The organism is Streptomyces ipomoeae 91-03 (assembly GCF_000317595.1).
GTDB lineage: Bacteria > Actinomycetota > Actinomycetes > Streptomycetales > Streptomycetaceae > Streptomyces > Streptomyces ipomoeae.
This window is the reverse complement of sequence record NZ_AEJC01000283.1, coordinates 1-24,194: the sequence shown is the minus strand read 5'-3', so window position 1 is coordinate 24,194 and position 24,194 is coordinate 1. Positions and strand designations below refer to the sequence as shown.

Here is a 24,194-nt window from a genome sequence, read left to right as displayed (position 1 = left end):
CCCCGACCCACCCCCACCCCGCAGGCGCCCCAGCCCACCCCGCAGGCGCCCCAGCCCGCACGGCGAGAAAGCCCCCCACCCGCACCCGCTGGAACGACCGGGGCGTCTCCATCCTGGAGTTCGCCGGGTTCCTGCCCATCCTCCTCCTCGTGGGCATGGCGGCGATCCAGCTCGGCCTCATCGGCTACGGCATCAGCCAGGCCGGCTCGGCCGCCCGAGCCGCAGCCCGGGCCGAGTCCCTGGAGCCCGGCGCCGGCGCAGCCGCCGGCACGGCCGCCGCCAGCTCGTGGCTGGACCCCGCCCCCGACGTGGACACCGGCACCGACACCACCACCGCCACGGTCACCGTCACCGTCCCCTCCGTCGTCCCCCTCCTCGACCCCGTGACCGTGGAACGCACCGCCACCATGCCCAACGACAACGACAACGACAACGACGACTGACAGCCGCCCCGCCCCCAACGAAACCGTCCCCCGAGAGGAGTTGACGAGAGATGAGCCTGCGATCCCGTATCGCCGCCCCCGACGAAGGGGGAACCGGACGCGAGGACGGACACCTCGTGGCCGTCTACCGCGCCAAGCTCCTCGAAGAGATCGACCTGGCCGAGATGTCGGCCCTGACGGCGGCCGACCGCCGCGCCCGCCTGGAACGCGTACTCGGCCACATCATCAGCCGAGAGGGCCCGGTCCTCTCCTCCGCCGAACGCTCCCAGCTCATCCGCAGGGTCGTGGACGAGGCCCTGGGCCTCGGCGTCCTCGAACCCCTCCTCGCCGACGCCTCGGTCACGGAGATCATGGTCAACGGCCCCGACTCGATCTTCGTGGAGCGAGCCGGCCGAGTGGAACAGCTCCCCCTGCGCTTCGCCTCCACCGACCAGCTGATGCAGACCATCGAACGCATCGTCTCCACGGTGAACCGAAGGGTCGACGAGTCGAACCCCATGGTCGACGCCCGCCTCCCCACCGGCGAGCGGGTGAACGTCATCATCCCCCCGCTGGCCCTCACCGGCCCCACCCTCACGATCCGCCGCTTCCCGCGCGCGTACACCCTCCCCGAACTGATCGGCCTGGGCTCCCTCGACGAGCAGATGCTGATGCTGCTCGCCGCCTTCGTCCGCGCCCGCTTCAACGTGATCGTCAGCGGCGGTACGGGCACCGGAAAGACGACCCTCCTCAACGCGCTCTCCGGCCTGATCCCGCCCCGCGAACGCATCATCACCATCGAGGACTCCGCCGAACTCCAGCTCCAGCAGGAGCACGTCATCCGCCTGGAGTCCCGCCCCCCGAACATCGAGGGCAAGGGCCAGATCACCATCCGCGACCTGGTTCGCAACTCCCTCCGTATGCGCCCCGACCGCATCATCGTCGGTGAGGTCCGCGGCGGCGAGACCCTCGACATGCTCCAGGCCATGTCGACCGGCCACGACGGCTCCCTCGCCACGGTCCACGCCAACTCCGCCGAGGACGCCCTCATGCGTCTGCAGACCCTCGGCTCCATGTCCGAGGTCCTCATCCCCTTCGAGGCCCTCAAGGACCAGATCAACTCGGCGGTGGACGTGGTCGTCCAGCTCACCCGCTTCGCCGACGGCTCCCGCAAGATCACCGAGATCGCCCTGCTCGTCTCGCACGGCCGCGAACAGTTCCGCATCACCACGGTCTCCCGCTTCGTCCCGGCCCCCCTCGGCGCCGACCGCGTCGTCCACGGCCACTTCGAACACCTGCCGATCCCCCGCCCCATAGCGGAGAAGCTGTACGTCGCCAACGAGCCCCTGCCACCCGCGTACGGCGTGGCGGAGGCCATCGACGCCCTCAACACCCGCCAGGCCATCGGATAGCCCAGAGGAGGTAGGACCCGAAATGGCAACCACGGCAACCACGGCAATCACGGCAGCCACGGCCGCCGCCACGTCCATGGACAACTCCACCCTGTTGGCCCTCGGCGCCACCATCCTCTGCGGCACCCTCGCCGTGGCGGGCGCCCACACATACGCCTCGGGCCGCGCCCAACGCCAGGCCCTGGTCGACCGCCTCGCGGGCGCACCGAGCGGCCCTCTGCGCACGGCCGCCGGTCGCGTACGCCGTTTCACGGCAATCGACCGCCGACTGCGCCGCACCCGCCTGGGCCGCGCGATCCACCTCCGTCTGACGACGACGGGACTCGACCTGACGGCGGGCGAGTTCGCCACGTACGTCGCCATGCTCGTGATCGCGCTGTGGCTGATCGCGGCGGCGACCCTCGCCCCGTTCTTCGGCCCGATCGCCGGCGCCGTGGGCATCTGGAGCGCGGCCATCTTCCTCAACTGGCAGCGCCAGAAACGCATCGAGGCCTTCATCAACCAACTCCCGGACGTGGCCCGCCTCCTGGCCAACGCCACCGCCGCCGGCCTCGCCCTCCGTACGGCCCTGGCGATGGCGGCGGAGGAGCTGGAGGCCCCGGCGGGCGAGGAACTGGCCCGGGTCGCCGACCAACTCGCCCTCGGCCGCTCCGTGGACGACGCCCTCGGCGAGCTCGCCGAACGCCTCCCCTCCCGCGAACTGATCGTCCTCGTCACGACCCTCGTCCTGTCCAACAAGGCGGGCGGCTCGGTCGTCAGCTCCCTGCGGAACCTCACCCAGACCCTGGAGGACCGCAAGGAGACCCGCCGCGAGGTCCGAACGATGCTCTCCGAGGTCAACGCGACCGCCTTCACGGTCCCGTTCCTGGGCCTGGGCTCCCTGCTGCTGATCAACTCCTCGAACGAGGGCGCCCTGGCCCGGGTGACCGGCTCACCCCTCGGCCAGGCCCTCGTCCTGATCTCGATCGGCCTCTACACGGTCGGCTTCTTCGTCATCCGCCGCCTCGGCAAGATCGAAGTCTGAGACGGAGCCGACCCGACATGACGACAACCTCGACCGTGCCCCTCGTCCTGGCCCTCCTGACGGCCGTCTCCGTCGCGGGCGTCATCCTCGGCATCCGCATGATCCGGGCCGACGCGAAACTCCCGTCCGACCTGACGCTGGCCCTGGAGGTGGGCGCCACCCGCGTCTCCAAGACCGGTTCCGGCATCGACCGCCTGGGCATGCGCTTCGCGCCCCTCGTCCTGCGCCTCATGGGCCCCCGCCGCGTCGACGCCAAGCGCCGCCGCATCGACATGGCGGGCAACCCCGGTGGCCTCACCCTCAACCGCTACGCCGCCCGCCGGGCCGTCTACGGCTTCTTCGGCGCCTTCATGGGTCTGGTCTTCCTCACCAGCGGTCGGCCCCTCCTCGCCGCCGGCACCTTCGCGTTCGGCCTCCTCGCCGCCGACGCCGCGATCTGGCAGGCCATCCGCGAACGCAAGGACGTCATCGACCGCACCCTCCCCGACTTCCTGGACGTCCTCGCCGTCGTCGTGTCGGCGGGCCTGGGCTTCCGCCAGGCCCTGGACCGCGTGGCGGAGAAGTACGAGGGCCCCTGGGCCGACGAGCTCCGCATCACGCTCCGCCAGATGGACATGGGCGTGAGCCGCCGCCAGGCCTTCGACGAGCTCCGCAAACGCAACTCCTCCGAACAGGTCGCCCAGTTCGTCTCAGCCCTCCAGCAGGGCGAGGAGCTGGGCTCCCCGATCGCCGAAACCCTCATCCAACTGGCCGCCGACATGCGCCGCACAGACGCCCAGAACGCCCGCCGCCGAGCCGCCCGAACCATCCCCAAGGCCACGCTGGTCACCCTGATCTTCATGCTCCCGGCCACGATGATCCTCATCGCCACGGGCATGTTCCTGGGTTCGGGAACGAACTTCGGCGAGATCCTGGGCCGCTGATGAAAAGGCTTGCGGATATGCCTACCCAGCTGCGGGCAATCCTGCCGCCGGGGCGATGGGGGCTCCCCCGCTCAAGCGAAGTCGAGAGTGGGGGAGGGCGGGCGCGGCGGCACCCTGCACGCGCCGGCAAGCGAAACCCCGCCCCGCCCGGCCCAAGCGCCGGGCACCCAGCGACCAAGGCCCCGCCCAGCCCCACCCCCGGCGAGCGCACCCAGCCCTCGCCCAGCCCCACCCCCCAGGCACCCCGCAGCCAAGGCTCACCCACCCCCACCACCGGCTACCTACAAGACGACGCCCAACCCCCCGCAACCCTCCGCCTCCAACTCAACGCCCTCCAATCCCTCTCCCGCCAAACCATCGCCGTCCGCCTCACGATGCTGGCCATCGGCACCCCCTTCGCCCTGGCCAACACCACGGACGGCCCCCCGACCCACGCCGTACTCACCGCCGCCGTCCTCGCCAGCACCCTCTCCTACGCCACCCTCAGGGACTGGCCCCGTTTCGCCCCCCGCCTCCTGGCCCACCCCACCCTCATGGCCCTGGACCTCCTCTTCGGCGCGGTCCTCCTCCTCACCGCCTCCCCGGCCTCCCCCCTCGCCTACGCCACGGTCTGCACCCCCCTCCTCTCCGGCCTCCTCTACGGCTGGCGCGGCGCCGGTGTCTTCACCGGCCTCCAGCTCGCCGTCCTGCTCACGGTCCACCGCGTCTGGGAACACCGCCCCGGCGCGGGCGCGAGCACCCTCCTCATCGCCGGCTTCTGCGTCGCGGCCGGCATCATCGGCGTAACCCTCCGCAACCTGCTGTTCCGCTTCGGTACGGCAACCCAGGCCCTGTCGGAGGCGACGTCCCGCCTGGCCGTGGCCGAGGCGGTGGAGTCCGAACGCGCCCGTATGGCCCGCGAGCTGCACGACTCGGTGGCCAAGACCCTGCACGGCCTGGCACTGGCGGCAGACGCGCTGGCGATCTCGGCGGACCGTCCCGACCAGGATCCGGCCACGCTGAAACACCAGGCGACCCTGGTGGCGTCGGCGGCCCGCCGAGCCGCAGCCGAATCCCGGGACCTCCTGACAGACCTGCGCCGCCACACGGACCTGACGACAACGACCCCGCCCGCGCCCCTGAAGACCGCACTGACGGCGAAGGCAAGGGACTTCGAGACCCGCACCTCGATCCCCACCCGCACCACCATCACCCCCACGGGCGCGGAGCCCCCACCCCTCCCACCCGAAACGACCCACCACCTCCTCGCGATAGCGACGGAGGCCCTGGAGAACATCCACCGCCACGCACAGGCGACAGCGGTGGAGGTGGACCTGACCACCACCCCGACCGCTCTCCACCTCAAGATCAAGGACAACGGCGTAGGCCTGCCGTCCCCACACACCCTCGAAGAGGCACCGAATTCCGGCCACTTCGGAGTCCTGGGCATGACGGAACGGGCCGCCCAGATGGGCGCGGCCTTCCACCTGCGATCAGACCCATCCGGTACGGAGATATCCCTCACCCTCCCCCTGGCCGCACCCCGCACCGCCCGAGCCCCCCGACCCCTCCCACAAGAGTCCGCCCATGCCTGACCAGGACCAGGATCAGGACCAGGCACTCCGCGTACTGGTCGCAGACGACAACCCGGTGGTCCGCGCGGGCCTGGCCGCCCTGCTCGGTACGCACCCCGACATCGAGGTGGTGGCCCAGGCGACGAACGGCGAAGAGGCGATCCGGGAAGCGGACCGCCACCGCCCGGACGTCACCCTCCTCGACGTCCGCATGTCCGGCACCGACGGCCTCACGGCCCTCCCCGAACTGGCCGCGCTGTCCCCCGTGATGATGCTGACCTACAGCACAGAACCCGAGGTCGTGGCCGAGGCCCTGCGGCGAGGGGCGTCCGGCTACCTGGTCCACGGCGAGTTCACTGCGGAGGAACTGATCGAGGCGGTGAGGGACCTGAGGGAAGGTCGGCCCATCATCTCCCCCTCCCTCTCCACCGCCGTCGCGAATGTCTCAAGTTCACTCGGTGTTTCCTACGAACCTTCACAAGAAGGTCACGTCATCTCTTCGCAAGTGCAACCATTTGTGTCACAGTCGTCAAAGGCTCGCCCCGACCATGCGTCGCCACTCCACCGGCGCATCCTCGATCGGCCCAACCGTCCGTCATTCGGCCTGAGTTCAAGGGAGGTGGAGGTGATGGACCTCATCGCGTCCGGCATGAACAACCGTCAGATCGCCGCCACCTGCTTTATCAGTGAGAAGACCGTCAAGAACCACATCAATCACATCTTCGCGAAACTGCACAGTTCAACGCGCAGCGAAGCCATCGCCCACTGGCTGGGCACCACCCCCGAGGGGTGGCCCCGATGAGCCCGTCGTTTCGCCGAAGTTGGGCCCCTGGACCCACCCCCAGTAGGTGCCCTCTCACCTACTGTGATCCGGTTGGAGTCGGCATCACGCGGGAAGGCAACCGCCATGAAGGTGAAAAACCGCATCGGGACCTGGAAGAGGACCGTCGTCTCCCGAATGCGGGGGAGGGGACGCGACTCGGGCGCCGGGTTCGTGGAGTACGCGGGCATCATGATCATCGTCGCGGGGATCTTCGTGATGATCGACGGGCTGGGGTTGGACGGGTTGATCTCGGGGGCGATTCTGGCCGCCGTGACCAACGTCATCGGTGGCTGACGGGCCCACGGCCGTTCGGCGACCGGGGATCCACCCTCCCCATCTACATCTGGCTGACGACGATTCTGCTCTTCGCGGCGTTGGCATTCTTCGCGTTCGCCCAGGCAGCGTCCGCCCGCAATGGTGCCCAATCCGCGGCGGACGCTGCGGCGTTGGCTGCCGCGCAGGAGGCACGGGAAGAACTGCTGCTCGACCTCGGGGACGCCATCGACGCGGGTAACGACGACTGGCTGGACTGGCTGGACCTGCCCACCGGTGGGCTCCCGGCCGAAGGGGCCACAGTCGCGGCCCAGGAACTGGCCGCCGCGAACAATTCGACCGTTCTGGGCGGTGCCCAGCCCGCTGAGGTGGGCGGCTTTCCAGGCTTTCTCGTCGAGGTCCAGACGGACTACACCGTCGGCGACTCGATCATCCCCGGCACCGAAAGCATGACGGCCGCGGCCCAGGCCACCGCCGTCATCCAACCGCGCTGCGATTTCGATGTGAACGCGGATCCCACGAAGCCCGTGGCGCTGGACTGCGAGGGCGAGCCCGTTGACATCGACCCCGGAAATTTCAATCCGGACGACCTTCCCGACGCGTCCGTGATGTTCTCTGTGCGTCTGGCCGAGTGAGAGGAAGCTGTTCCCATGAAATTCCGGTACACCATGAAGGGCCGCATGGCTCTGACCACGGTGACGATCGCCACCGGGCTGGTCCTCACGGTGGCCGGCTGCGGCGGGGGAGGGGACGACGACAACAAGTCGTCGGACACGGAGTCGTCGTCGACGCCGTCCAAGGACAACGGAAGTGACGACGACAAGCAGGAGTCCGAAGCCCCTGCCGCCGAATCGGCCCTGGCCGAAGTCAAGGCCGGTGGCCTGACGCTCAAGGTCACGTCGGCAGCCCGCGACGGCGGTGGCTTCGTCACAGTCGAGGGAACGGTGACCAACGGCACCGGCAAGCCGTGGGTCGGCGCGGAGTGGCGAGGCGACGAAAGCGAACTGGTCAAGAACGGTGGCTCGATCGCGGGCGCGAGTCTGATCGACCAGACGGGCAAGAAGAAGTATCTCGTCCTCCGCGACACGGAAGGACGTTGCCTGTGCACGAAGTTCACCGGCGGCGTTCAGACGGGAGCGACCACGGACTGGTTCGCCCAATTCCCCGCCCCCCCCGAAGGCACAACCCAAGTCGACTTCCAGGTCGGCTCCATGCCCCCCGCCACCATCGAACTCTCCGAGGGCGAGTGACCATGGCCGCCCTGACCCCACGAGCCGCCACGACGGGCACGGCGACGCTGGGCGTGGCCGTGGCCGTGCTGGCCGCCCTCACGCTCGCCGGTCCCGCCCATGCCGCCGACGACCCCAGCGAACCCCCGGGCACGGTCACCACGTCCCCACCCCCGGAGGTGGACGCGAACAGCCCGGGCCTGAAGCTCGCCGAAGGCGCGACGCTGGCCCCGGCGAAGGTCCTGGACATCAAGTCGGTCGTCGAGGATCTCGGCGGTGAGGAACGCCGGGAGGACACCAACGAGAACGTCACGTTCGCCCTCCAGGCGGAAGTCCTGTTCCCCAAGGACAGCGCGACGCTGAACCCGCAGGCCCGCTCCCGCATCCAGGCCATCGCGGAGGAGATCAAGAGCCAGAGCGCGACCACGGTCCGGGTCTTCGGCTTCACCGACAACCTCGGCTCCTATGCCCACGGCCTGACCCTCTCCAAGAACCGCGCCGAAGCCGTCCACGACCTCCTCGCCGGCGACCTGGGCCCCAACATCACCTTCGAGGTGCGCGGCTACAGCGAGGACTACCCGATCGCCGACAACTCCACGGAGGAGGGCCGCAAGAAGAACCGCCGAGTGGAGGTCTCCTTCCCGAGGACCGCGTCCGGCTCCGGCAGCGACCAGAGCTGACTCACTCCGGCTCACTCCGGCAACGAGTCCCGCACGTCCCAGTAGTGCTCCACCGGCCACCGTTCGATCACCCGGTACGCGTCGCTGTGGTACCGGCCCTCCCGGGACTGCGCGAGGAAGTGGCGTACGAGGATCTGCTCGGCGCGGAACGGAAGCGGGCGCTCGGGGTCCCGGTGGCCCAGGGCGCAGGCGGCGTCGTGGACGACGGTCGGGTCCGGGTCGTGCAGGGCGCGGCGGAGGGCGGTGCGGACGGCGGGTGGCCAGTCGGCGAGGTGGGCGAGGGTGGCCACGGCGTTCTGGCGGACCTCGGTGTACGGATCGCGGGCCAGGGTGATGAGCGCCTGGAGGAGTTCGCGGTCCTTCGGGTCCGTCGCGCCCTCGGCGGCGTACGCGACCGCGGCACGCACCTCGGGATGCGGATGGCCCGCGTGACGCATGATCTCCCGCGCGTAGTCCGCGAACGCCGCCTGCAGCGCCGGCCCCCGGATGACGCACGCGAGGACGACCGGGTGCTCCTCCACCGCCAACCGCCCCCGCAGCAGTGCCACCGCCTGCCGCATCCGGTGCTCGCCGTTGCGCAGGGAGCCGTTCCACAGGCAGAAGGTGCCCAGCAGCTCCGCCGCGAAGTAACGCTCGGGCGCCCGGGAGCTGTTGAGCGCCTCCGCGGCCCCCCTCCACCGTCTCGTCGTCCGCCCGGCCGTCCAAGGTCCACCGTGCCCGCGTCCACATGTCGCTGTCGGTGTCCCCGAACCGGATCGCCCGCCCCATCACCTCCGCGAAACCGGCCCGCTTGCCGAAGTACCTCTCCAGGTCCGTGACGACCATCGGATACCCGGGCTCGTCCGGGTGCCGTTCGGCCCCCTCCTCGGCGAAGTCCAGCGCGCTGCGGCCCTGTTCGTCCCGCAGGGCGACATACGCCTCGCCCTCCCGCAGTGCGTCCGCCGCGTGGTGGGCCCCGGCTCCCGCCGCCAGCATCAGCGCGGTGAGCCCGCCGCGTGACCGCCCGTTCACCTCCGCACCGGCGTCGAGAAGGATCCGCACCATCTCCTCGTCGTCGTTCCGTGCGGCCAGCCCCAGGACCGTCACCCCGTCGCCCTCATCGACACTCTCCGGCGACACACCACCCAGAAGCGCTTCCCTGGCCGCCCACACATCCCCACGCCGTACGGCCTCGACCAACACCGCCTCAGACCCCAAGCCCGGCCCCCTCGAACGCACATCCGCCCATCCGGCGAACCCTAGGGCCATACGGCAGCCCAGACGATCGAATTACACGCCGGAGCCCAAGTCCGTGCGATCGAGCCCCAGCCACGCGATCCTCGTCTCATCACCGACACCGCAAGCGCGAGGAGCCGTAGCCATGCGAAAGATCGTCCTGATGATGTCCCTGTCCCTCGACGGCTACATGGAGGGCCCGAACCGCGAGATCGACTGGCACCTCGTCGACGACGAACTGCACACGCACTTCAACGACCTGCTCTCCGGCATGGGCGCCTTCCTCCACGGCCGGGTCACGTACGAGTTGATGGCCGACTACTGGCCCACGGCCGACCGGGACCCGGCCGTCTCCCGGACCGTGGCCGAGTTCGCCGCGATCTGGCGCGACATGCCGAAGCTCGTGTTCTCCCGGACGCTCGAGCGGGCCGAGTGGCACACGACGATCGTCCGGGACGTCGTCGACGACGACATCAGAGCTCTCAAGGCCGAGGACGGCGGAGACCTGGCCCTCGGCGGCGCGAACCTCGGCGCCGAGTTCATGCGCCACGACCTGATCGACGAGTACCGGCTCTACATCCACCCCGTGATCCTCAGCCGGGGCAGGCGCCTCTTCCCGGAAACCGAGGCCATGACCCCGACCGGCCTGCGGCTGATCGACACCCACACCTTCGGCAACGGAGTCGTACTCCTCCACTACGGAAGGCACTGACCGGCTCAGGAAGGAATCAGCCCGCCCCGGAGGGAATCAACCCGCTCTCTCCCGCGAGTACGCCCGCAGCGACCCCACCACCGTGTTCGTGACCGCCACCAACGGCACCGCCACCACCGCGCCCCCGATCCCGGCGACCATCCCACCCGCGGCCACGGACAGGACGACGGCCAGCGGATGGACCCGGACGGCCCGGCCGAGGATGAACGGTTGCAGGATGTGCCCCTCGATCTGCTGCACGGCGAGTACCACGACCAGCGTCATGACGGCCGTGAAGACGCCCTGTGTCACCAGCGCCACGACCACCGCCAGGGCGCCCGAGACGACCGCGCCCACGAGCGGGATGAAGGCGAACAGGAAGATGAAGACGGCGAGGGGGACGGCCATCGGCACGTCCAGGAAGTAGATGCCCAGGCCGATGAAGATGGCGTCGATCAGCGCCACTATCACCGTGCCGCGTACGTACGCCGTCAACGTCTGCCAGGCGCGCGGCCCGGCCGCGGCGACACCCGGCCGGGCGGCCTCCGGCACCAGCTTCAGCGTCCACCGCCAGATCCGCTTGCCGTCGTACAGCAGGAACAGCGTGGAGAACATCGTCAGCAGGATGCCGGTGAGCGCCTCGACGATGACGGTCACGCCCTCCAGGCCCGCCGTGGTGATCGTGTCCGTGTTGTCGCTGATCGCCTCACGGAGGTTCCCGGCGATGTCGTTGATCTGCTTCTCGGTGACGTGGAAGGGGCTGGCGAGCAGCCAGCGCCGCAACTCGTCGATACCGTCCTGGATCTGGTCGGAGAGGTCGTCGATGTTCTCCATGACCTGCCAGGTGACGAACCAGCCGATCAACCCCATGATGACGAAGCCGAGGATCGCCGTGAGGGCCGTGGCGACACCGCGCGGTACACGGTGGCTGGTCAGCCGTGCCACCGTCGGCTGGAGCAGCGCGGTGATGAGCAGCGCCGTGGTGAAGGACAGCACCAGCAGTTGTACGGAGCTGATGATCCGCATCAACACCCAGACGGTGCCCGCGAGTACGAGCAACCGCCACCCGGCCTCGGCCGCGACGCGCATCCCCCAGGGCACCGCGGACGCGGGATCGGGACGGGCCGAGTACACGGGGACGGGCGCTCGGCCGGCGGCCCCGGCGGGGGAGTCCCCGAGAGCACCGCCCTCGTCGGCCCCGGCGCCGGCAGTCGCTCCAGCTCCCGCGTCAGCCCCGGCCGCCGAGCCCGCCCGAGCGGCACCGCCACCGCCCTGGGTCTCCCGTAGTGCTGTGCCCTCCCGCTCCTCGGACTCGATCTCCGCGCGGCGCCGTTCCAATCGCTCGCCCCACCCGCTCAGTCCGGCGCCGAGCCGTTCGAGCCACCCAGGCACTCGCGACATGATCCGCTCTCTTCCCCCGTCGCTCCTGCTGCCCACCACTCCCCCCGGAGGTCGCGATTCCGGCCAGGGGCCTTCGACCGTACATGGCCGAAGCCTCCCACCAAAGGACGGTGGGAGGCTTCGGAAGGTTGAGCGCCCGGGGGCCCGGTGGCCCGGCGGGACGGCCGGGCACCAGAGGTGCCCGGCTCGGCAGTCGGCTCAGTACCAGTTGTGGGCCTGCCAGAACGACCACGCGCCGCAGGGGCTGCCGTAGCGCGATTCCATGTAGTTGAGGCCCCACTTGATCTGCGTGGCCGGGTTGGTCTGCCAGTCGGCGCCGGCGGACGACATCTTGGAGCCGGGCAGCGCCTGGAAGAGACCGTAGGCGCCCGAGGAGGGGTTGACGGCCTTGTAGTTCCAGTCGGACTCGTGGTCGACGATGTTGCTGAAGCACGTCCACTGGTCGCTCGCCACGACCGACTTGGCCATCGCCTGGATCTCGGCGATGGAGTACGAGCCCTGGATGGGGACGTCACCGAGCGAACCGGCGGCGGAGGCCTTCTTCTCGGCCTCTTCCTTCGCCTTGCGCAGTTCCTCGGCCTTCTCAGCCGCCTTCTGCTTGTCGATCGCGTCCTGGGCCGCCTTCTTGCGGGCGGTCTCCTCGGCGTCCTTGCGGGCGCTCGCGTCGGCGGCGATGGACTGTGCGTCGGCCTGTGCAGTCAGGGACGCGGTCTGCACCTCGGCCTGCTGACCGACGGGTATGTCGGCGAGCAACGTGGTGTCGTTCGCGACCGCCTCGGCGTCGTCCGTGGTCTGGGCGGTGCTGCCGGAGGCAACGCCGACGACACTTCCGACTGCGGTGACCGCGGTGGCCGAAGCCACTGCGAATCCCCGGACCGAAATCCGGCTCACACGGTTTCCTTCCAGCATCGCCCGCCTCGGTGACCCTGGCGGACGCAATCGTGCCCCTGGCGCTGGCCTCCCAACTGCGGGGTCACGGAGGCGCGGGCCCGGTGGGCAACTCCCTTGCGGGGAGCGCCGCGTGGTGCGCGGGCGGCATACGACGACGCTATGGAGTTGACCATGGTGTTGCTGTTGTGCCGTACCGCTGGGGGTACAGGTGTGTCGTATGCGGGGCCTGACAGGAGTGAGACTCTGCCGTAACCCGACACCGGGAGGCAATTCAGCGGTGCGTGTGAAAGGTCACACTTCGTTTGGTGCGGGGGATCAACGGAAACCCGTACGCGCCGAGGCGCCGCCCGGCTAGGCTCGTAGCCTTTGCCGGACGGCGCCTTTGGGTTTCGGCTAAATCTGCTGGCTTTCGGTCAGATCTGTCCGTCCTCCAGCATTTCGGTCACAAGCGCCGCGATCTGGGACCGTTCGGACCTTGTGAGCGTGACGTGGGCGAAGAGCGGATGGCCCTTCAACTTCTCGACCACGGCGACGACACCGTCGTAGCGACCGACGCGCAGATTGTCGCGCTGGGCCACGTCATGGGTCAGAACCACCCGTGAATTCGCGCCGATCCGGGACAGAACGGTCAGCAGGACGTTCCGCTCCAGCGACTGCGCCTCGTCCACGATCACGAACGCGTCGTGCAGTGAACGGCCGCGGATGTGCGTGAGCGGCAGGACCTCCAGCATGCCGCGCGCGGTGACCTCTTCGATGACCTCGCGGCTGGTGACCGCGGAGAGCGTGTCGAAGACCGCCTGCGCCCAGGGGCTCATCTTCTCGGCCTCGGAGCCGGGCAGATAGCCGAGCTCCTGCCCGCCCACCGCGTACAGCGGACGGAAGACCATCACCTTCTGGTGCTGGCGCCGTTCGAGCACGGCCTCCAGGCCCGCGCACAGCGCGAGCGCCGACTTGCCGGTGCCGGCCCGGCCGCCCATCGAGACGATCCCGACGTCCGGGTCGAGCAGCAGATCCAGCGCGATGCGCTGCTCGGCGCTGCGGCCCTTGATGCCGAAGGCCTCGCGGTCACCCCGTACGAGGCGGATGTTGCCCTCGGGCGTCACCCGGCCGAGTGCCTTGCCGCGCTCCGACTGGATCGTCAGACCCGTGTGCACGGGCAGGCTGCTCGCTTCGGGGACATGGACCGTCCCCTCCTCGAAGAGGATGTCCACCTGCTCGCCCGGCAGGGTCAGCTCGGACATCCCGGTCCAGCCGGAGGCGTCCGTGATGGCGAGCTCCGCGCGGTACTCCTCGGCGAGGAGACCGACGGACGACGCCTTGATCCTGAGGGGCAGGTCCTTCGACACGACAGTCACGTCGTAGCCCTCGGCCTGCAGGTTCCGGGCCACCGCGAGGATGCGGGAGTCGTTGTCCCCCAGGCGGTAGCCGGTCGGCAGGACGCTGGGGTCCGAGTGGTTGAGCTCGACGCGTACGGTCCCGCCGAGGTCCCCGATCGGGATGGGGGCGTCGAGACGGCCGTGCCGTACCCGGAACTCGTCGAGCAGACGCAGCGCCTGCCGGGCGAAGTAGCCGAGTTCGGGATGGTGCCTCTTCGCCTCCAGCTCCGTCACCACGACGATCGGCAGCACGACTTCGTGCTCGTCGAAGCGGCTCAAAGCGTTCGGGTCGGCCAGCAGGACGCTGGTGTCGAGGACGTAGGTGCGCCGGTCTGGCTTGTGGCGCTTTGTGCTGGTCACCACGGAAGGACGTACCCCCTCGGATGAGGTCGGGGAGCGACGGGATGGAACCCAGGGTGGGCAGGGTGGGAACAAGCGGCCGGTCGTCGGCGCCGTTGCACGGGCCGGTGACCGGCCCTCCGCTGCTTCGTCCGTGCTGTGACCGCACGATCGGGCTGGTGCAAAGGGCCTCCCGGGCGGACGGCCCCGAGCCGCCCGCTGAGATCCGACACCCGTGGTTCGGGTGTCGACCTGACTGGCTTATGCCCTCGAACATGCGCCGCCATGCCACGCCGTGTGAGGACGCCCCGGTGAACTCCTGGTTACTTCTGCCTCAATGGGGGTGATTTGTGCCTCATTCGCAATGCGGAGGCCATGTGAAGGTGATCCGGAACGGATACGGAGCGTCAGCCTCCGTAGCGACGGTGTCGCGCCGCGTAGTCACGCAGGGCGCGCAGGAAGTCGACCTTCCGGAACGCAGGCCAGAACACGTCACAGAAGTAGTACTCGGAGTGGGCGGTCTGCCAGAGCATGAATCCGGACAGCCGCTGCTCGCCGCTGGTGCGGATCACCAGGTCGGGGTCGGGCTGGTCGACGGTGTAGAGGTGTCGGCCGATCATGTCGATGTCGACGGACTCGGCGAGTTCCTCCATCGAGGTGCCCTTGTCCTGCGCGTCGAGGAGCATCGAGCGCACCGCGTCGGCGATCTCCTGGCGTCCTCCGTACCCGATGGCGACGTTGACCAGTATCCCGTCGACGTGCGAGGTGGTCTCCTCGGCCTCCTTGAGCGTGCGCTGCATCCCCGGCGAGAGCAGGTCGAGCGCGCCGACGTGGTGCACGCGCCAGCGGCCGTCGGCGGCGAGGGAGCGCACGGTGTCCTCGATGATCCCGAGGAGGGGGACGAGTTCCTCCTGGGGCCGGCCGAAGTTGTCGGTGGAGAGCAGCCAGAGGGTGACGACCTCGACGTCGGTCTCGGCGCACCAGCCGAGGAACTCCCCGATCTTCTGGGCGCCGGCCTGGTGGCCCTGTGTCGTGGTGGATCCCGCCGCCTTCGCCCAGCGGCGGCTGCCGTCCACGATCACGCCGATGTGCTTGGGCACCTGGGCGTGGTCGAGGTGACCCTCGACCCTGCGTGCGTAGACCTTGACGAGCAGGCCGCGCAGTTTGTCGCGCAGGTTCACGTGAATGTCAGCCCCTCCGAAAGCGGATGCGGTCCCCTTGGGGGGCCGAGCCTACCGGTGGTTGGGGCCAAGTCCGCCAACGGGTGTACGGGGGTGGGGTGAGCGTGGGGTTCGACGGTTCGGGGGTCGCTGCGGGTTTGTGGGGGCTGGTCGCGCCCGCGCGGCGGAGCCGCATATGTCACAGCCCCGCGCCCCTTTGAGGGGTGCTGCGGGGCCTCCTGGAGGGGTGGTCCGGGCCCACAAAAAACGGGCCGGTCCGTGGGGGGGAGACGGACCGGCCCGAGGGGGGGGGTTCCACCATAACCCTTTGTGAGTGATGCTGCGTGCATCGGCGTGCCACAACTACTCTCCGGAGCCGGACGACAGCGCGGCGGTGAGCGCGGAAGGGTTCATTCAGGGTGTGATCAAGGGGAGATCATGGCCGGATCACGACGGATTCCAAGGGGAACGGGCGGAATCCTGGTGGAACCATGGGGTTCGCACATCCTTGTGCGACTGTCGTGTGCGGGCGGCGTGGCGCCCTCGTTCGGGTGAAGTGGCGAGGGAGCGCCTGCTTGACGCCGACGGTGGTCGCGGCACCGCGCAATCCCCTCCACTGCGCGGCACCGCCCGCGCAGCTTTGCTCACGCGAATTACCTTGGTCTGAACCTACGTGACAGGGTCCGCCGAAGCCAAGCCGCGGCCGATAACGATGTGGATACCACCGATCTTCCTTCTGGGCCGGGGACTCTCACCGTCTTCCCTCCGGAGTGACCCGTCTTCGCCGGACGTGCGGTCGACCGCAGTCGGGCGCAGTTCTCGAAGCGCGGGCCGCCTTGGCGATAGGGAAGGTTACGGTCGGGCGCCAAGGGCGAGGCGTCAGGGTCTCGTGGGCTTGCGGGCCTCGATCAGATGGCGGGCGCTGTGGGCGACGAAGGGGCCCTCGGCCTGGATCCGCTCGTGCAGGGAGCGGAGTCGGGGCAGATACGCCTCGACCGTGAAGCCGGGGACCATCCACACCACCTTGCGCAGGAAGTGAACCACGGCACCGATGTCGTAGAACTCCATCCGCAGCCGCTCGGCCCGCAGATCGACGATTTCCAGCCCCGCCGCCTCGGCCCCCGCCCGCTCGTTGTCCGGATGCCGCGCGCTGCTCACATCCTCCGGCTGAGGCCCGAGAAAGTGCTCGACGAGCTCGAAGGCACTCCTGGGCCCGACGTGCTGCGCGAAATACGTACCCCCGGGCCTGAGCACCCGAGCGATCTCCCCCCAGCGCGCGGCCACCGGATGCCTGCTGGTGACCAGATCGAAGGCCCCGTCCGCGAAGGGCAAGGGAGCGTCCTCCGCGCTGGCGACCACCACCGCACCGCGCGGACGCAGCAGGGCGGTGGCCTTGGCGACGTTCGGCGGCCACCCCTCGGTGGCGACGGTGACCGGGGGCAGCTTCGGTGCGGAACCGAGCACTTCCCCGCCGCCGGTCTGGATGTCCAGCGCGGCCGACGCCCGCCCCAGCCGCTCACCCATCAGCCGCGCGTACCCCCACGACGGCCGAGCCTCGGTGGCCCGCCCCTCGAACCAGGAGAAGTCCCACCCGTCGGTGGGCACGGCCGCGCCTTCGGCGACGAGGTCTTCGAACGTGGGGGAGTGGAGGGCAGACATGGGGGTGGATTTTTCCAAGGGGGAGACGGGGACGCGACTCGTTTTCCACCACCGCCGGCATGCAGGAGGGCCGCAGGCCTCCGGGACGCGGGGCCGTGACATGTGCGGCTCCGCGCAGCCACCCCTTTCATCCCCCCGCGGGGGTCTGGGGGTGGCGGCCCCCGGAGACGCGGTCCAGCTCCACCTCCGCCTCCACCGTGACCCCCACCGCCTGAACGACCGCCGCGATCCTGAACGCCTCCTGGACGACCTCCCGCTCGACCCCCGCCCGGCGCAGCGCCCGCTCGTGGGAGTCGAGACACGCCCCGCACGCGTTGACGGCGGACACCGCGAGGGACCACAGCTCGAAGTCGACCCGGTCGACCCCGGGATCGCGGAGGACGTTCATACGGAGCCCGGTGCGGAGGCTGCCGTACTCGGGGTCGGACAGCAGATGCCGGGTGCGGTGGAACACATTGCTCAACGCCATGGCCGCGGCAGCGCCCTTCGCCGCGGTGTACGCCTCGGCCGACAGCCTCCCCTCGGCCTCCGGCGCCAGCTCCCGCAGGACGAGCGGTGACCGCGAGGCGATCGCGGTCGCCAGCACCGTGCCCCACAGCTGCTGCTCCGACAGCGGGGAGTCGCCGATGACCACGTCCAGGTTCCGGCGAAGGTCCCGGGCGTAGTCCGGAATCGCGGACTTCAGAGCATCGAGCGACATGTCACGTCATCCCCGTTCGGCGGTGTGGCCACCCTACGTCGGCCTCCGCCTACTCCGTCCTCAACCCGTCCGGCCGCAGGAGCCGGAGCAACGGCGGCAGGCTCAACAAGGTCACCAGCACGACGACCCCCGCCCCGACCCCGTTCATCGTCAGCACGCTCGCCCAGTCGACGGCCACCGGCACCGCGGTCATCCTGAGCAGCACCGCCCCCAGCGTCAGCCCGGCGAGGGTGGCGAGGAACAGCCCCAGGACGATCGGGATCGCAGTTTGCCAGAGGACGGAGAGGCCGAGGGTACGGCGTCGTGTGCCGAAGGCGACGAGCGCGGACAGCAACTTCTTGCGCTCGCGCAGTTGTTCGAGCTGCGTCACGAGAAGACTCGCTCCGACGAGGACGAGGACGGCGGACGCCCCGACCAGCAGACCGGTGCGGATGCTGGTGAACTCGTCGGCCTGGCGGGACGATTCCCACTCCCAGCTCTTGGCGACGGGATCGATCGCGGCAGCGGCGTTCCGCACCTCTTCCAGCGCGTCCGGAACCTTCGGATCGAGCCGTACGAAGATGCTGCTGTAGTGCTGGGACTCCGTGCCGGCGGGCACGGCGCCCGGGGTGGCGAGCAGCCCGGACATGGCGGACCGGAGCGAGTCCGGGCGCTCCTTCACCTTCCGCACGTCGGCCGGCAGGGTCCAGGGCGTCTCGGTGCCCTTCGTGTCCCCGGTGTAGGTCGGGTCGAAGTAGAGCGTGTTGCCGGGCGCGGCGAGCTTCAGCATGTCGGGGTCGTAGCCGTCCTTGTCCTCCATGAGGAAGACGTCGCCGTCGCGGCAGGACGTGATGCGGGCCAGCTCACGCAGATCGGCGCAGTCGCCGATGGTCACGTCGAACATGTACTCGGGGTCCTTGCGGGCGCCGGCGACCGAGTCGCCGAACAGCGCCACGGCGGTGTCCACACCCCGGGCCCCCTTCAGGTCCTTCGCGGCGGCGGTCACCGGTATGCCCTCGGACAGGTTGATCTCCAGCTGGGCGCGGTTGGTGTCCAGCCCAGTGGTCTCGGTGTACCGGCTCTCGACCCCGGCGAACAGCATCTGCAGGGCGATCGCGCCGGCCACCGCCACGGCGATGCCGTTGACCATGCGGGCGGCGGTGCCGCTGCTCAGCTGGAGCCGGCGGACGGCCAGTTGCCAGGAGACGGCGCCGGAGCCCAGCCGGGCGACGACGATCTCCACGATCCACGGCAGCAGCGCGGTGATGCCGACGAGCAGCAGTACGACACCGCCGGTGACCATGTACTCGTTGAACTGCCCGCTGTCCGCGCCCATGCCGACCATCGGCGCCAGCAGCGCCAGTCCGCCGAGTGGCAGCAGCAGCCGCCACCACAGGCGGCGTCGCGCGGGCTTTGCCGTGCGGACCACGCCGAGCGGTTCGATGACGACGCCGCGCAGCGTGAACAGGGTGACGAGGACGGCCGCCGCGGGGACCGCGAGCGCGACCAGCAGGGCCAGCACGGGGGAGGGGTTGAGGTCGCTGGGGAAGACGCTGATGTCGTACAGCTCGACCGAGCCGGCGACCTCCCGGCCGATCAGGAAGAAGACCGTGCCGAAGAGCAGGCCCAGCACGGCGCCCGCGAAGGCCTCGCCCGCCGCGATCCGGCGGGTCATCCCGCTGTCGGAGCCGACCAGCCGGAGCGCCGCCAGCCGGCGGTCGCGCCGCTCGCCGCCGAACCGTACGGCCGTGGCGATGAAGACGGCGACCGGCATCAGCAGCGCCACGAAGACGACGAGGATGAGCAGCAGCAGAATCGGGTCGAGTTCCTCGGGTGGGGACTTCGTCTTGGGGCCGAAGAAGTCGATACGGCCCACGTTCGAGCCGTCGATCCGCTCCGCGAGCCCCTCGGCACCGGCGTAGTAGGCGAGTTCGGCCGAGCCGATCAGCCCGCTCTGGCCGATGGTGCCCACCGTGCGGTACGGCAGCCGGTCGCGCAGCAGCTTGCCGTCGTCCGACTTCAGTAACTCGGCGAGGGCGGGGGAGACGACCATCTCGCCCGGCGCCGGCGACTTCGCCACCCCGGGCGGCAGCGGCGCGCTCGCCCCCTCGGGTTGGAGCAGCCGTCCGCGTACGCCCTTGTCGTGGTACTCGGTGTCGACGTCCGCGACCACCACCGTCTTGTCGGACGCCTTGAGGCGGGGCTCGCTCGCGGAGTAGAGGAACCCGAGGTCCTCGCGGGCGTCGTCACGGGCGTCCCGGGCGGACAGCGCGTTCGGTACCGCCGTGGTGAGCAGCAGCAACGCCACGCCGAGGCCGACGCCGATCGCGGTGAGCACGGCGCGCAGCCAGCCCTCACGGCCCCCGGTGAAGGTGAACCGGACACCCATTGCCAGGTCCTGGGACCACTGGCGTACGGCGGAAGAGCTCATACGACGCGCTCCATGTCCCGCGACCGGCCGTCCCGTACGACGATCTCCCGGTCGGAGTACGCGGCGACCCGCGCTTCGTGCGTGACCAGGACGACGGCGGCGTTGGTGGACCGGGCGGCCTCGGTGAGCAGCTCCATCACGCGCTCGCCGTTGAGCGAGTCCAGTGCGCCGGTGGGCTCGTCGGCGAACACCACCCGGGGGTTCGTGACCAGCGCCCGGGCCACGGCGACCCGCTGCCCCTGGCCGCCGGAGATCTCGCCGGGCCGCTTGCGGGCGAGGTCGTCGACCTCCAGGCGCTCCATCCAGGACAGGGCCGTCCGCTCGGCGTCCTTGCGGCCGGTGCCGTTCAGCCGGAGCGGCAGCGCCACGTTCTCCACACAGGTCAGCTCGGGCACCAGCTGACCGAACTGGAAGACGAACCCGAACTCGCTGCGCCGGAGCGCGCTGCGCTCGGAGTCGTTCATGGTGGCCATCTCACGGCCGTTGTACGTGATCGAGCCCGAATCGGGCGGCACGATCCCGGCGAGGCAGTGCAGCAACGTCGACTTGCCGGAGCCGGAGGGGCCCATCACCGCGACGACCTCGCCGGGGTGGATGGAGAACTCGGCGCCGTCCAGCGCGGTGGTCGGACCGTACGCCTTGCGCAGATCGGTGGCGACGAGCAGGGAGCCGGCGGGGGGCGACGGGTTCATCGGGTCACCGCCTCGGCCAGCTTGCCCAGTCGGGCGGCGGTCAGCTCCAGCCATCGCAGATCGGCCTCCAGATGGAACAGGGCGTGGTCGCAGATCAGCTGGTCGGCTAGGTCGCCCTTGCGTTTGCGGTCGGTGAGGATGCGCATCATGCGCAGATGCTCGGAACGCTGGGTGTCGAGGATGTCGGCCGCGTTCCGGTCGGTGAGCAGGGCGAGGACGACCTTGGTGTAGAGGGTCGACTGCAGATATGGCTCGGGCTTCTCGGGCGTGGCGAGCCACCGCTGGACATCGGTGATGCCCGCCTCGGTGATCGCGTACCGCTTCCGCTCGGGGCCGCCGCCGGGCTCGATGCCGTCGACCTCGACGAGGCCGTTCTTCAGCAGCCGCGACATCGTCGAGTAGACCTGGCCGTAGTGCAGCGGCCGGTCGTGACCGAACTTCTCGTCGAAGGCCCGCTTCAGGTCGTAACCGTGTCGGGGCCCGGACTCCAGGAGTCCCAGGAGGGTGTGACCGATGGACATGAACACGACTGTACACACGGGGTATACACCTCGCGTATACGTGCCGTGTATAGGTGGTGGTGCGGGGTGGAAGGAGTGCTGGTCAACGGCGAATGTCACGGTTCTGTCACCGTGGCCACCGGTGAATCATGGGACGGACGAGGCAACCATCCGCCCTGTTGGAACGTCCGTTCCGGTGGGATGAGGTGCGCGACGACGCGCGCGTCGTGCGCATTGTCACGCCGGAACGGGGCGAAGGGACTCCCCCGCACCACAGTCCTCGGTGTTAGCTTGCTGAGCCGACCGGCGACAGACCGGAGTGACGTACGAGACCCACAGGGACGTACGAGACGCGATACGAGCAGTACGAGACGAGCAGAAGGCGGAGCGGACCGGAGCCATGGGACGAGCGGAAGAAAGACGAGCGCGGCAGCGTGGCGGTCGCCGCGCGGCGCCGAAGCGCTCGTCCTCGGGCGCGACGGCGGCAGGCGCGACCACGGTCATAGGCCCGCCCGAAGGCGGCGGCCGGGCCGCCGCCCGGGCCGCGGCCAGGAACGCCGGCAAGAACGGGAAGAACGGCAAGAAACAGAAGAGCCTCATACGCCGCCTCTTCACCTGGAAGAAGATCCTCGGCACGTTCTTCGGCGTCATCCTGCTCGGCATGGGCGCCTTCATCGTGCTCTACCTGATGATCGACATTCCCAAGGGCAACCCGGACGCCACCAAGGAAAGCAACGTCTACAAGTACGCCAACGGCAAGATCCTCGCCCGTTCCGGCACCACCAACCGTGAGATCGTCGAACTCCAGGACGTCCCCAAGCCCGTTCAGCGGACCTTCGTCGCCGCCGAGAACAAGACCTTCTACACGGACCCCGGCGTCGACTTCAAGGGCATGACCCGCGGTCTGATCAACACCCTGTCCGGCAAGGGAAAGCAGGGTGGTTCGACGATCACCCAGCAGTACGTCAAGAACTACTACCTCACGTCGGACCAGACGGTGACCCGCAAGCTCAAGGAGCTGGTCATCTCCCTGAAGCTGGAGCGCAACGAGTCCAAGGACTACATCCTCGCGGGCTACATCAACACCAGCTACTACGGCCGCGGCGCCTGGGGCATCCAGGCCGCCGCCCAGGCCTACTACGGCGTCGACGCCAAGGACCTGAAGGTCGAACAGGGCGCCTATCTCGCCGCACTGCTCCAGGCCCCCAGCCAGTACGACTGGGCCATCGCCTCCGACACCGGCAGGAAGCTGGTCAAGGACCGCTGGAACTACGTCCTGGACAACATGGTCGAGATGAAGTGGCTGCCCGCCTCCGAGCGTGACGCCCTGAAGTTCCCCATCCCCAAGGACCCCCAGGGCGCGCCCGACATGCAGGGCCAGAACGGCTACCTGGTGGAGGCCGCCAACAACCAGCTCGCCAGGCAGCTCGTCGCCGACGACAAGGCGTCCGACATCGAGGAGGCCAGGACGCTCATCGAGGCGGGTGGCTGGACCGTCACGCTGAACATCGACCCGAAGAAGCAGGCCAAGCTGGAGAAGGCCGTCAAGGAGCAGCTCACCGGCAAGCTCGACCCGAAGAAACGCAAGGTCGACAAGTTCATCCAGGCCGGCGCCGTCTCGGTCGACCCCAAGACCGGCAAGGTCGTCGCCATGTACGGCGGCGTCGACTACGTGAAGCACTACCAGAACAACGCCACCCGCCGGGACTACCAGCCCGCCTCCACCTTCAAGCCGATCGTCCTCGCCGCGGCCGTCGACGAGGGCGCCGAGACCCAGGACGGCGACCCGATCACCGCGAGCACCGTCTACGACGGTGACAGCAAGCACGAGGTCGTCGACAACGGCACCAAGGTCGGCTTCGCGCCGCCGAACGAGGACAACGCCGACTACGGCGACGTCACCGTGCAGACCGCCATGAACAAGTCCATCAACTCCGTCTTCGCGCAGATGGGCGTCGACGTCGGCATGGAGAAGGTCATGGAGGTCGCCGGCAAGCTCGGCATGGACACCGAGGGGATGCAGGCCGTACCCGCCCAGACCCTGGGCACCATGGGCGCGAGCCCCCTGGAGATGGCCGGTATCTACGCCACCCTCGACAATCACGGCAAGAAGGTCACCCCGTCCATCGTGGCCTCGGCCAAGCACCGGGACGGCGAGGTCGAGTTCCCCGAGGCGGTCGGCGAGCAGGTCATCAGCCGCGAGGCCGCCGACACGGTCACCTCGGTCCTCACCGGCGTGGTCGACGACGGTACGGCCAAGACGTCGGTCCGCGACAACCCCGCCCGCGACGGCCAGCAGGTCGCCGGCAAGACGGGTACCTCCGACGAGAACCGCTCCGCGTGGTTCACCGGCTACACCCCGAACCTGGTCACGTCCGTCGGCCTCTTCGGCGAGGACATGGACAACGGCGGCAAGCACGTCTCGATGTACAACGCGCTCGGCGAAGACCGCATCAACGGCGGTGGCTTCCCCGCCCGGATCTGGGCCGAGTACACCTTCGGCGTGATGGGCAAGACCACCAAGTTCGACCTGGAGACCAACCAGGGCGCGGCCGTGGAGCCCACCGAGTCCCCGACCCCCACCTTCACCCCGTCGGCGACCCCGTCCGAAACCCCGTCGGAGACCCCCACCACCGAGGAACCGTCGTCGGAGCCCCCGACGACCCCGGAGGAGACCCCGGAAACCACTCCGGAGGAGACCCCGGAAACGACCCCGGAGGAGACCCCGACCGACGGCGAGGGCGACGTGGAACTACCGACGAACCCGAACGACCCACAGTCGGACGGTTAGCGACAAAGACCCACGGTCGGACGGCTGGAG

At 69.5% G+C, this 24,194-nt stretch carries 23 protein-coding genes and 1 pseudogene; 13 read left to right on the top strand and 11 right to left on the bottom strand.

Going from position 1 to position 24,194, the window contains the following annotated elements; all coding sequences use genetic code 11:
• The 10 genes from STRIP9103_RS18665 to STRIP9103_RS18620 form a co-directional block, all read left to right on the top strand.
• Window positions 1–443: TadE/TadG family type IV pilus assembly protein (locus tag STRIP9103_RS18665; protein WP_009314555.1), on the top strand; the 443-nt coding region annotated here is incomplete at its 5' end.
• Window positions 444–493: 50 nt separating this feature from the next.
• Window positions 494–1,834, top strand: coding sequence for a CpaF family protein (locus tag STRIP9103_RS18660; protein WP_009314562.1), 1,341 nt, complete (start codon window positions 494–496; stop codon window positions 1,832–1,834).
• 76 nt (window positions 1,835–1,910) lie between these two features.
• Window positions 1,911–2,858 carry a type II secretion system F family protein gene (locus tag STRIP9103_RS18655; RefSeq protein WP_048820534.1) on the top strand — a complete coding sequence of 316 codons (948 nt, stop codon included), beginning with the start codon at window positions 1,911–1,913 and terminating at the stop codon, window positions 2,856–2,858.
• Window positions 2,859–2,875: 17 nt separating this feature from the next.
• Window positions 2,876–3,781: a DUF5936 domain-containing protein gene (locus STRIP9103_RS18650; protein ID WP_009314553.1), complete on the top strand. Its 906-nt coding sequence runs from the start codon at window positions 2,876–2,878 to the stop codon at window positions 3,779–3,781.
• Window positions 3,782–4,155: 374 nt separating this feature from the next.
• The gene (locus STRIP9103_RS18645; RefSeq protein WP_009314565.1) at window positions 4,156–5,355 is read left to right on the top strand and encodes a sensor histidine kinase; all 1,200 of its coding nucleotides are present in this window, start codon (window positions 4,156–4,158) and stop codon (window positions 5,353–5,355) included.
• Window positions 5,348–6,136, top strand: a complete 789-nt coding sequence (locus STRIP9103_RS18640; RefSeq protein WP_009314557.1) for a response regulator — start codon at window positions 5,348–5,350, stop codon at window positions 6,134–6,136. The genes STRIP9103_RS18645 and STRIP9103_RS18640 overlap by 8 nt, the downstream gene beginning before the upstream one ends.
• 105 nt (window positions 6,137–6,241) lie before the next feature.
• Window positions 6,242–6,451, top strand: a complete 210-nt coding sequence (locus tag STRIP9103_RS18635) for a hypothetical protein (RefSeq protein ID WP_009314564.1) — start codon at window positions 6,242–6,244, stop codon at window positions 6,449–6,451.
• Entirely contained in the window at window positions 6,448–7,065 is a 618-nt protein-coding gene (locus STRIP9103_RS18630; RefSeq protein WP_258543873.1) for a pilus assembly protein TadG-related protein, read from the top strand. The genes STRIP9103_RS18635 and STRIP9103_RS18630 overlap by 4 nt, the downstream gene beginning before the upstream one ends.
• Before the next feature lie 15 nt (window positions 7,066–7,080).
• Window positions 7,081–7,680: a hypothetical protein gene (locus tag STRIP9103_RS18625; RefSeq protein ID WP_009314556.1), complete on the top strand. Its 600-nt coding sequence runs from the start codon at window positions 7,081–7,083 to the stop codon at window positions 7,678–7,680.
• A gap of 2 nt (window positions 7,681–7,682) precedes the next feature.
• Window positions 7,683–8,339, top strand: a complete 657-nt coding sequence (locus STRIP9103_RS18620) for an OmpA family protein (RefSeq protein WP_181800182.1) — start codon at window positions 7,683–7,685, stop codon at window positions 8,337–8,339.
• A gap of 11 nt (window positions 8,340–8,350) precedes the next feature.
• On the opposite strand, the gene STRIP9103_RS18615 is transcribed toward STRIP9103_RS18620, so the two are convergent.
• Window positions 8,351–8,899 carry a HEAT repeat domain-containing protein gene (locus STRIP9103_RS18615; RefSeq protein ID WP_009314566.1) on the bottom strand — a complete coding sequence of 183 codons (549 nt, stop codon included), beginning with the start codon at window positions 8,897–8,899 and terminating at the stop codon, window positions 8,351–8,353.
• Between the two features lie 286 nt (window positions 8,900–9,185).
• Here STRIP9103_RS18615 and STRIP9103_RS51595 point away from each other — a divergent pair, with 286 nt between their 5' ends.
• Window positions 9,186–9,338, top strand: coding sequence for a hypothetical protein (locus STRIP9103_RS51595; RefSeq protein ID WP_234022238.1), 153 nt, complete (start codon window positions 9,186–9,188; stop codon window positions 9,336–9,338).
• Here STRIP9103_RS51595 and STRIP9103_RS53460 read toward each other — a convergent pair.
• Window positions 9,312–9,587 (bottom strand): annotated as a pseudogene (locus tag STRIP9103_RS53460) (ankyrin repeat domain-containing protein); the annotation flags it as partial. The gene STRIP9103_RS51595 and the pseudogene STRIP9103_RS53460 overlap by 27 nt on opposite strands.
• 112 nt (window positions 9,588–9,699) lie before the next feature.
• Between STRIP9103_RS53460 and STRIP9103_RS18610 the strand changes: the two are divergent.
• Complete coding sequence (locus STRIP9103_RS18610) at window positions 9,700–10,266, top strand: dihydrofolate reductase family protein (protein WP_048820530.1); 567 nt, start codon at window positions 9,700–9,702, stop codon at window positions 10,264–10,266.
• A 36-nt stretch (window positions 10,267–10,302) separates the two neighbouring features.
• Here the strand turns inward: STRIP9103_RS18610 and STRIP9103_RS18605 are convergent, their stop codons facing one another.
• From STRIP9103_RS18605 to STRIP9103_RS18565, 9 genes are all read right to left on the bottom strand, one after another.
• On the bottom strand, window positions 10,303–11,646 hold the full coding sequence (locus STRIP9103_RS18605; RefSeq protein ID WP_009314543.1) for an AI-2E family transporter: 1,344 nt from the start codon (window positions 11,644–11,646) through the stop codon (window positions 10,303–10,305).
• A 198-nt stretch (window positions 11,647–11,844) separates the two neighbouring features.
• Window positions 11,845–12,555 (bottom strand): aggregation-promoting factor C-terminal-like domain-containing protein, encoded by a 711-nt coding sequence (locus STRIP9103_RS18600; RefSeq protein ID WP_181800181.1) that lies wholly within the window; start codon window positions 12,553–12,555, stop codon window positions 11,845–11,847.
• Window positions 12,556–12,950: 395 nt separating this feature from the next.
• The gene (locus STRIP9103_RS18595) at window positions 12,951–14,276 is read right to left on the bottom strand and encodes a PhoH family protein (RefSeq protein ID WP_009314547.1); all 1,326 of its coding nucleotides are present in this window, start codon (window positions 14,274–14,276) and stop codon (window positions 12,951–12,953) included.
• A gap of 383 nt (window positions 14,277–14,659) precedes the next feature.
• Window positions 14,660–15,433 carry an isoprenyl transferase gene (locus STRIP9103_RS18590; RefSeq protein WP_009314560.1) on the bottom strand — a complete coding sequence of 258 codons (774 nt, stop codon included), beginning with the start codon at window positions 15,431–15,433 and terminating at the stop codon, window positions 14,660–14,662.
• 858 nt (window positions 15,434–16,291) lie between these two features.
• The gene (locus STRIP9103_RS18585; protein ID WP_009314561.1) at window positions 16,292–17,071 is read right to left on the bottom strand and encodes a class I SAM-dependent methyltransferase; all 780 of its coding nucleotides are present in this window, start codon (window positions 17,069–17,071) and stop codon (window positions 16,292–16,294) included.
• A 127-nt stretch (window positions 17,072–17,198) separates the two neighbouring features.
• Window positions 17,199–17,771, bottom strand: a complete 573-nt coding sequence (locus STRIP9103_RS18580) for a carboxymuconolactone decarboxylase family protein (RefSeq protein WP_009314548.1) — start codon at window positions 17,769–17,771, stop codon at window positions 17,199–17,201.
• Between the two features lie 49 nt (window positions 17,772–17,820).
• The gene (locus tag STRIP9103_RS18575) at window positions 17,821–20,181 is read right to left on the bottom strand and encodes an FtsX-like permease family protein (protein WP_009314549.1); all 2,361 of its coding nucleotides are present in this window, start codon (window positions 20,179–20,181) and stop codon (window positions 17,821–17,823) included.
• Window positions 20,178–20,873 (bottom strand): ABC transporter ATP-binding protein, encoded by a 696-nt coding sequence (locus STRIP9103_RS18570; protein ID WP_009314554.1) that lies wholly within the window; start codon window positions 20,871–20,873, stop codon window positions 20,178–20,180. The genes STRIP9103_RS18575 and STRIP9103_RS18570 overlap by 4 nt, the downstream gene beginning before the upstream one ends.
• Window positions 20,870–21,394, bottom strand: coding sequence for a PadR family transcriptional regulator (locus STRIP9103_RS18565; RefSeq protein WP_033531809.1), 525 nt, complete (start codon window positions 21,392–21,394; stop codon window positions 20,870–20,872). The genes STRIP9103_RS18570 and STRIP9103_RS18565 overlap by 4 nt, the downstream gene beginning before the upstream one ends.
• 379 nt (window positions 21,395–21,773) lie before the next feature.
• On the opposite strand from STRIP9103_RS18565, the gene STRIP9103_RS18560 reads away from it, so the two are divergent.
• On the top strand, window positions 21,774–24,164 hold the full coding sequence (locus STRIP9103_RS18560) for a transglycosylase domain-containing protein (RefSeq protein ID WP_048820528.1): 2,391 nt from the start codon (window positions 21,774–21,776) through the stop codon (window positions 24,162–24,164).
• Window positions 24,165–24,194 lie beyond the last annotated feature (30 nt).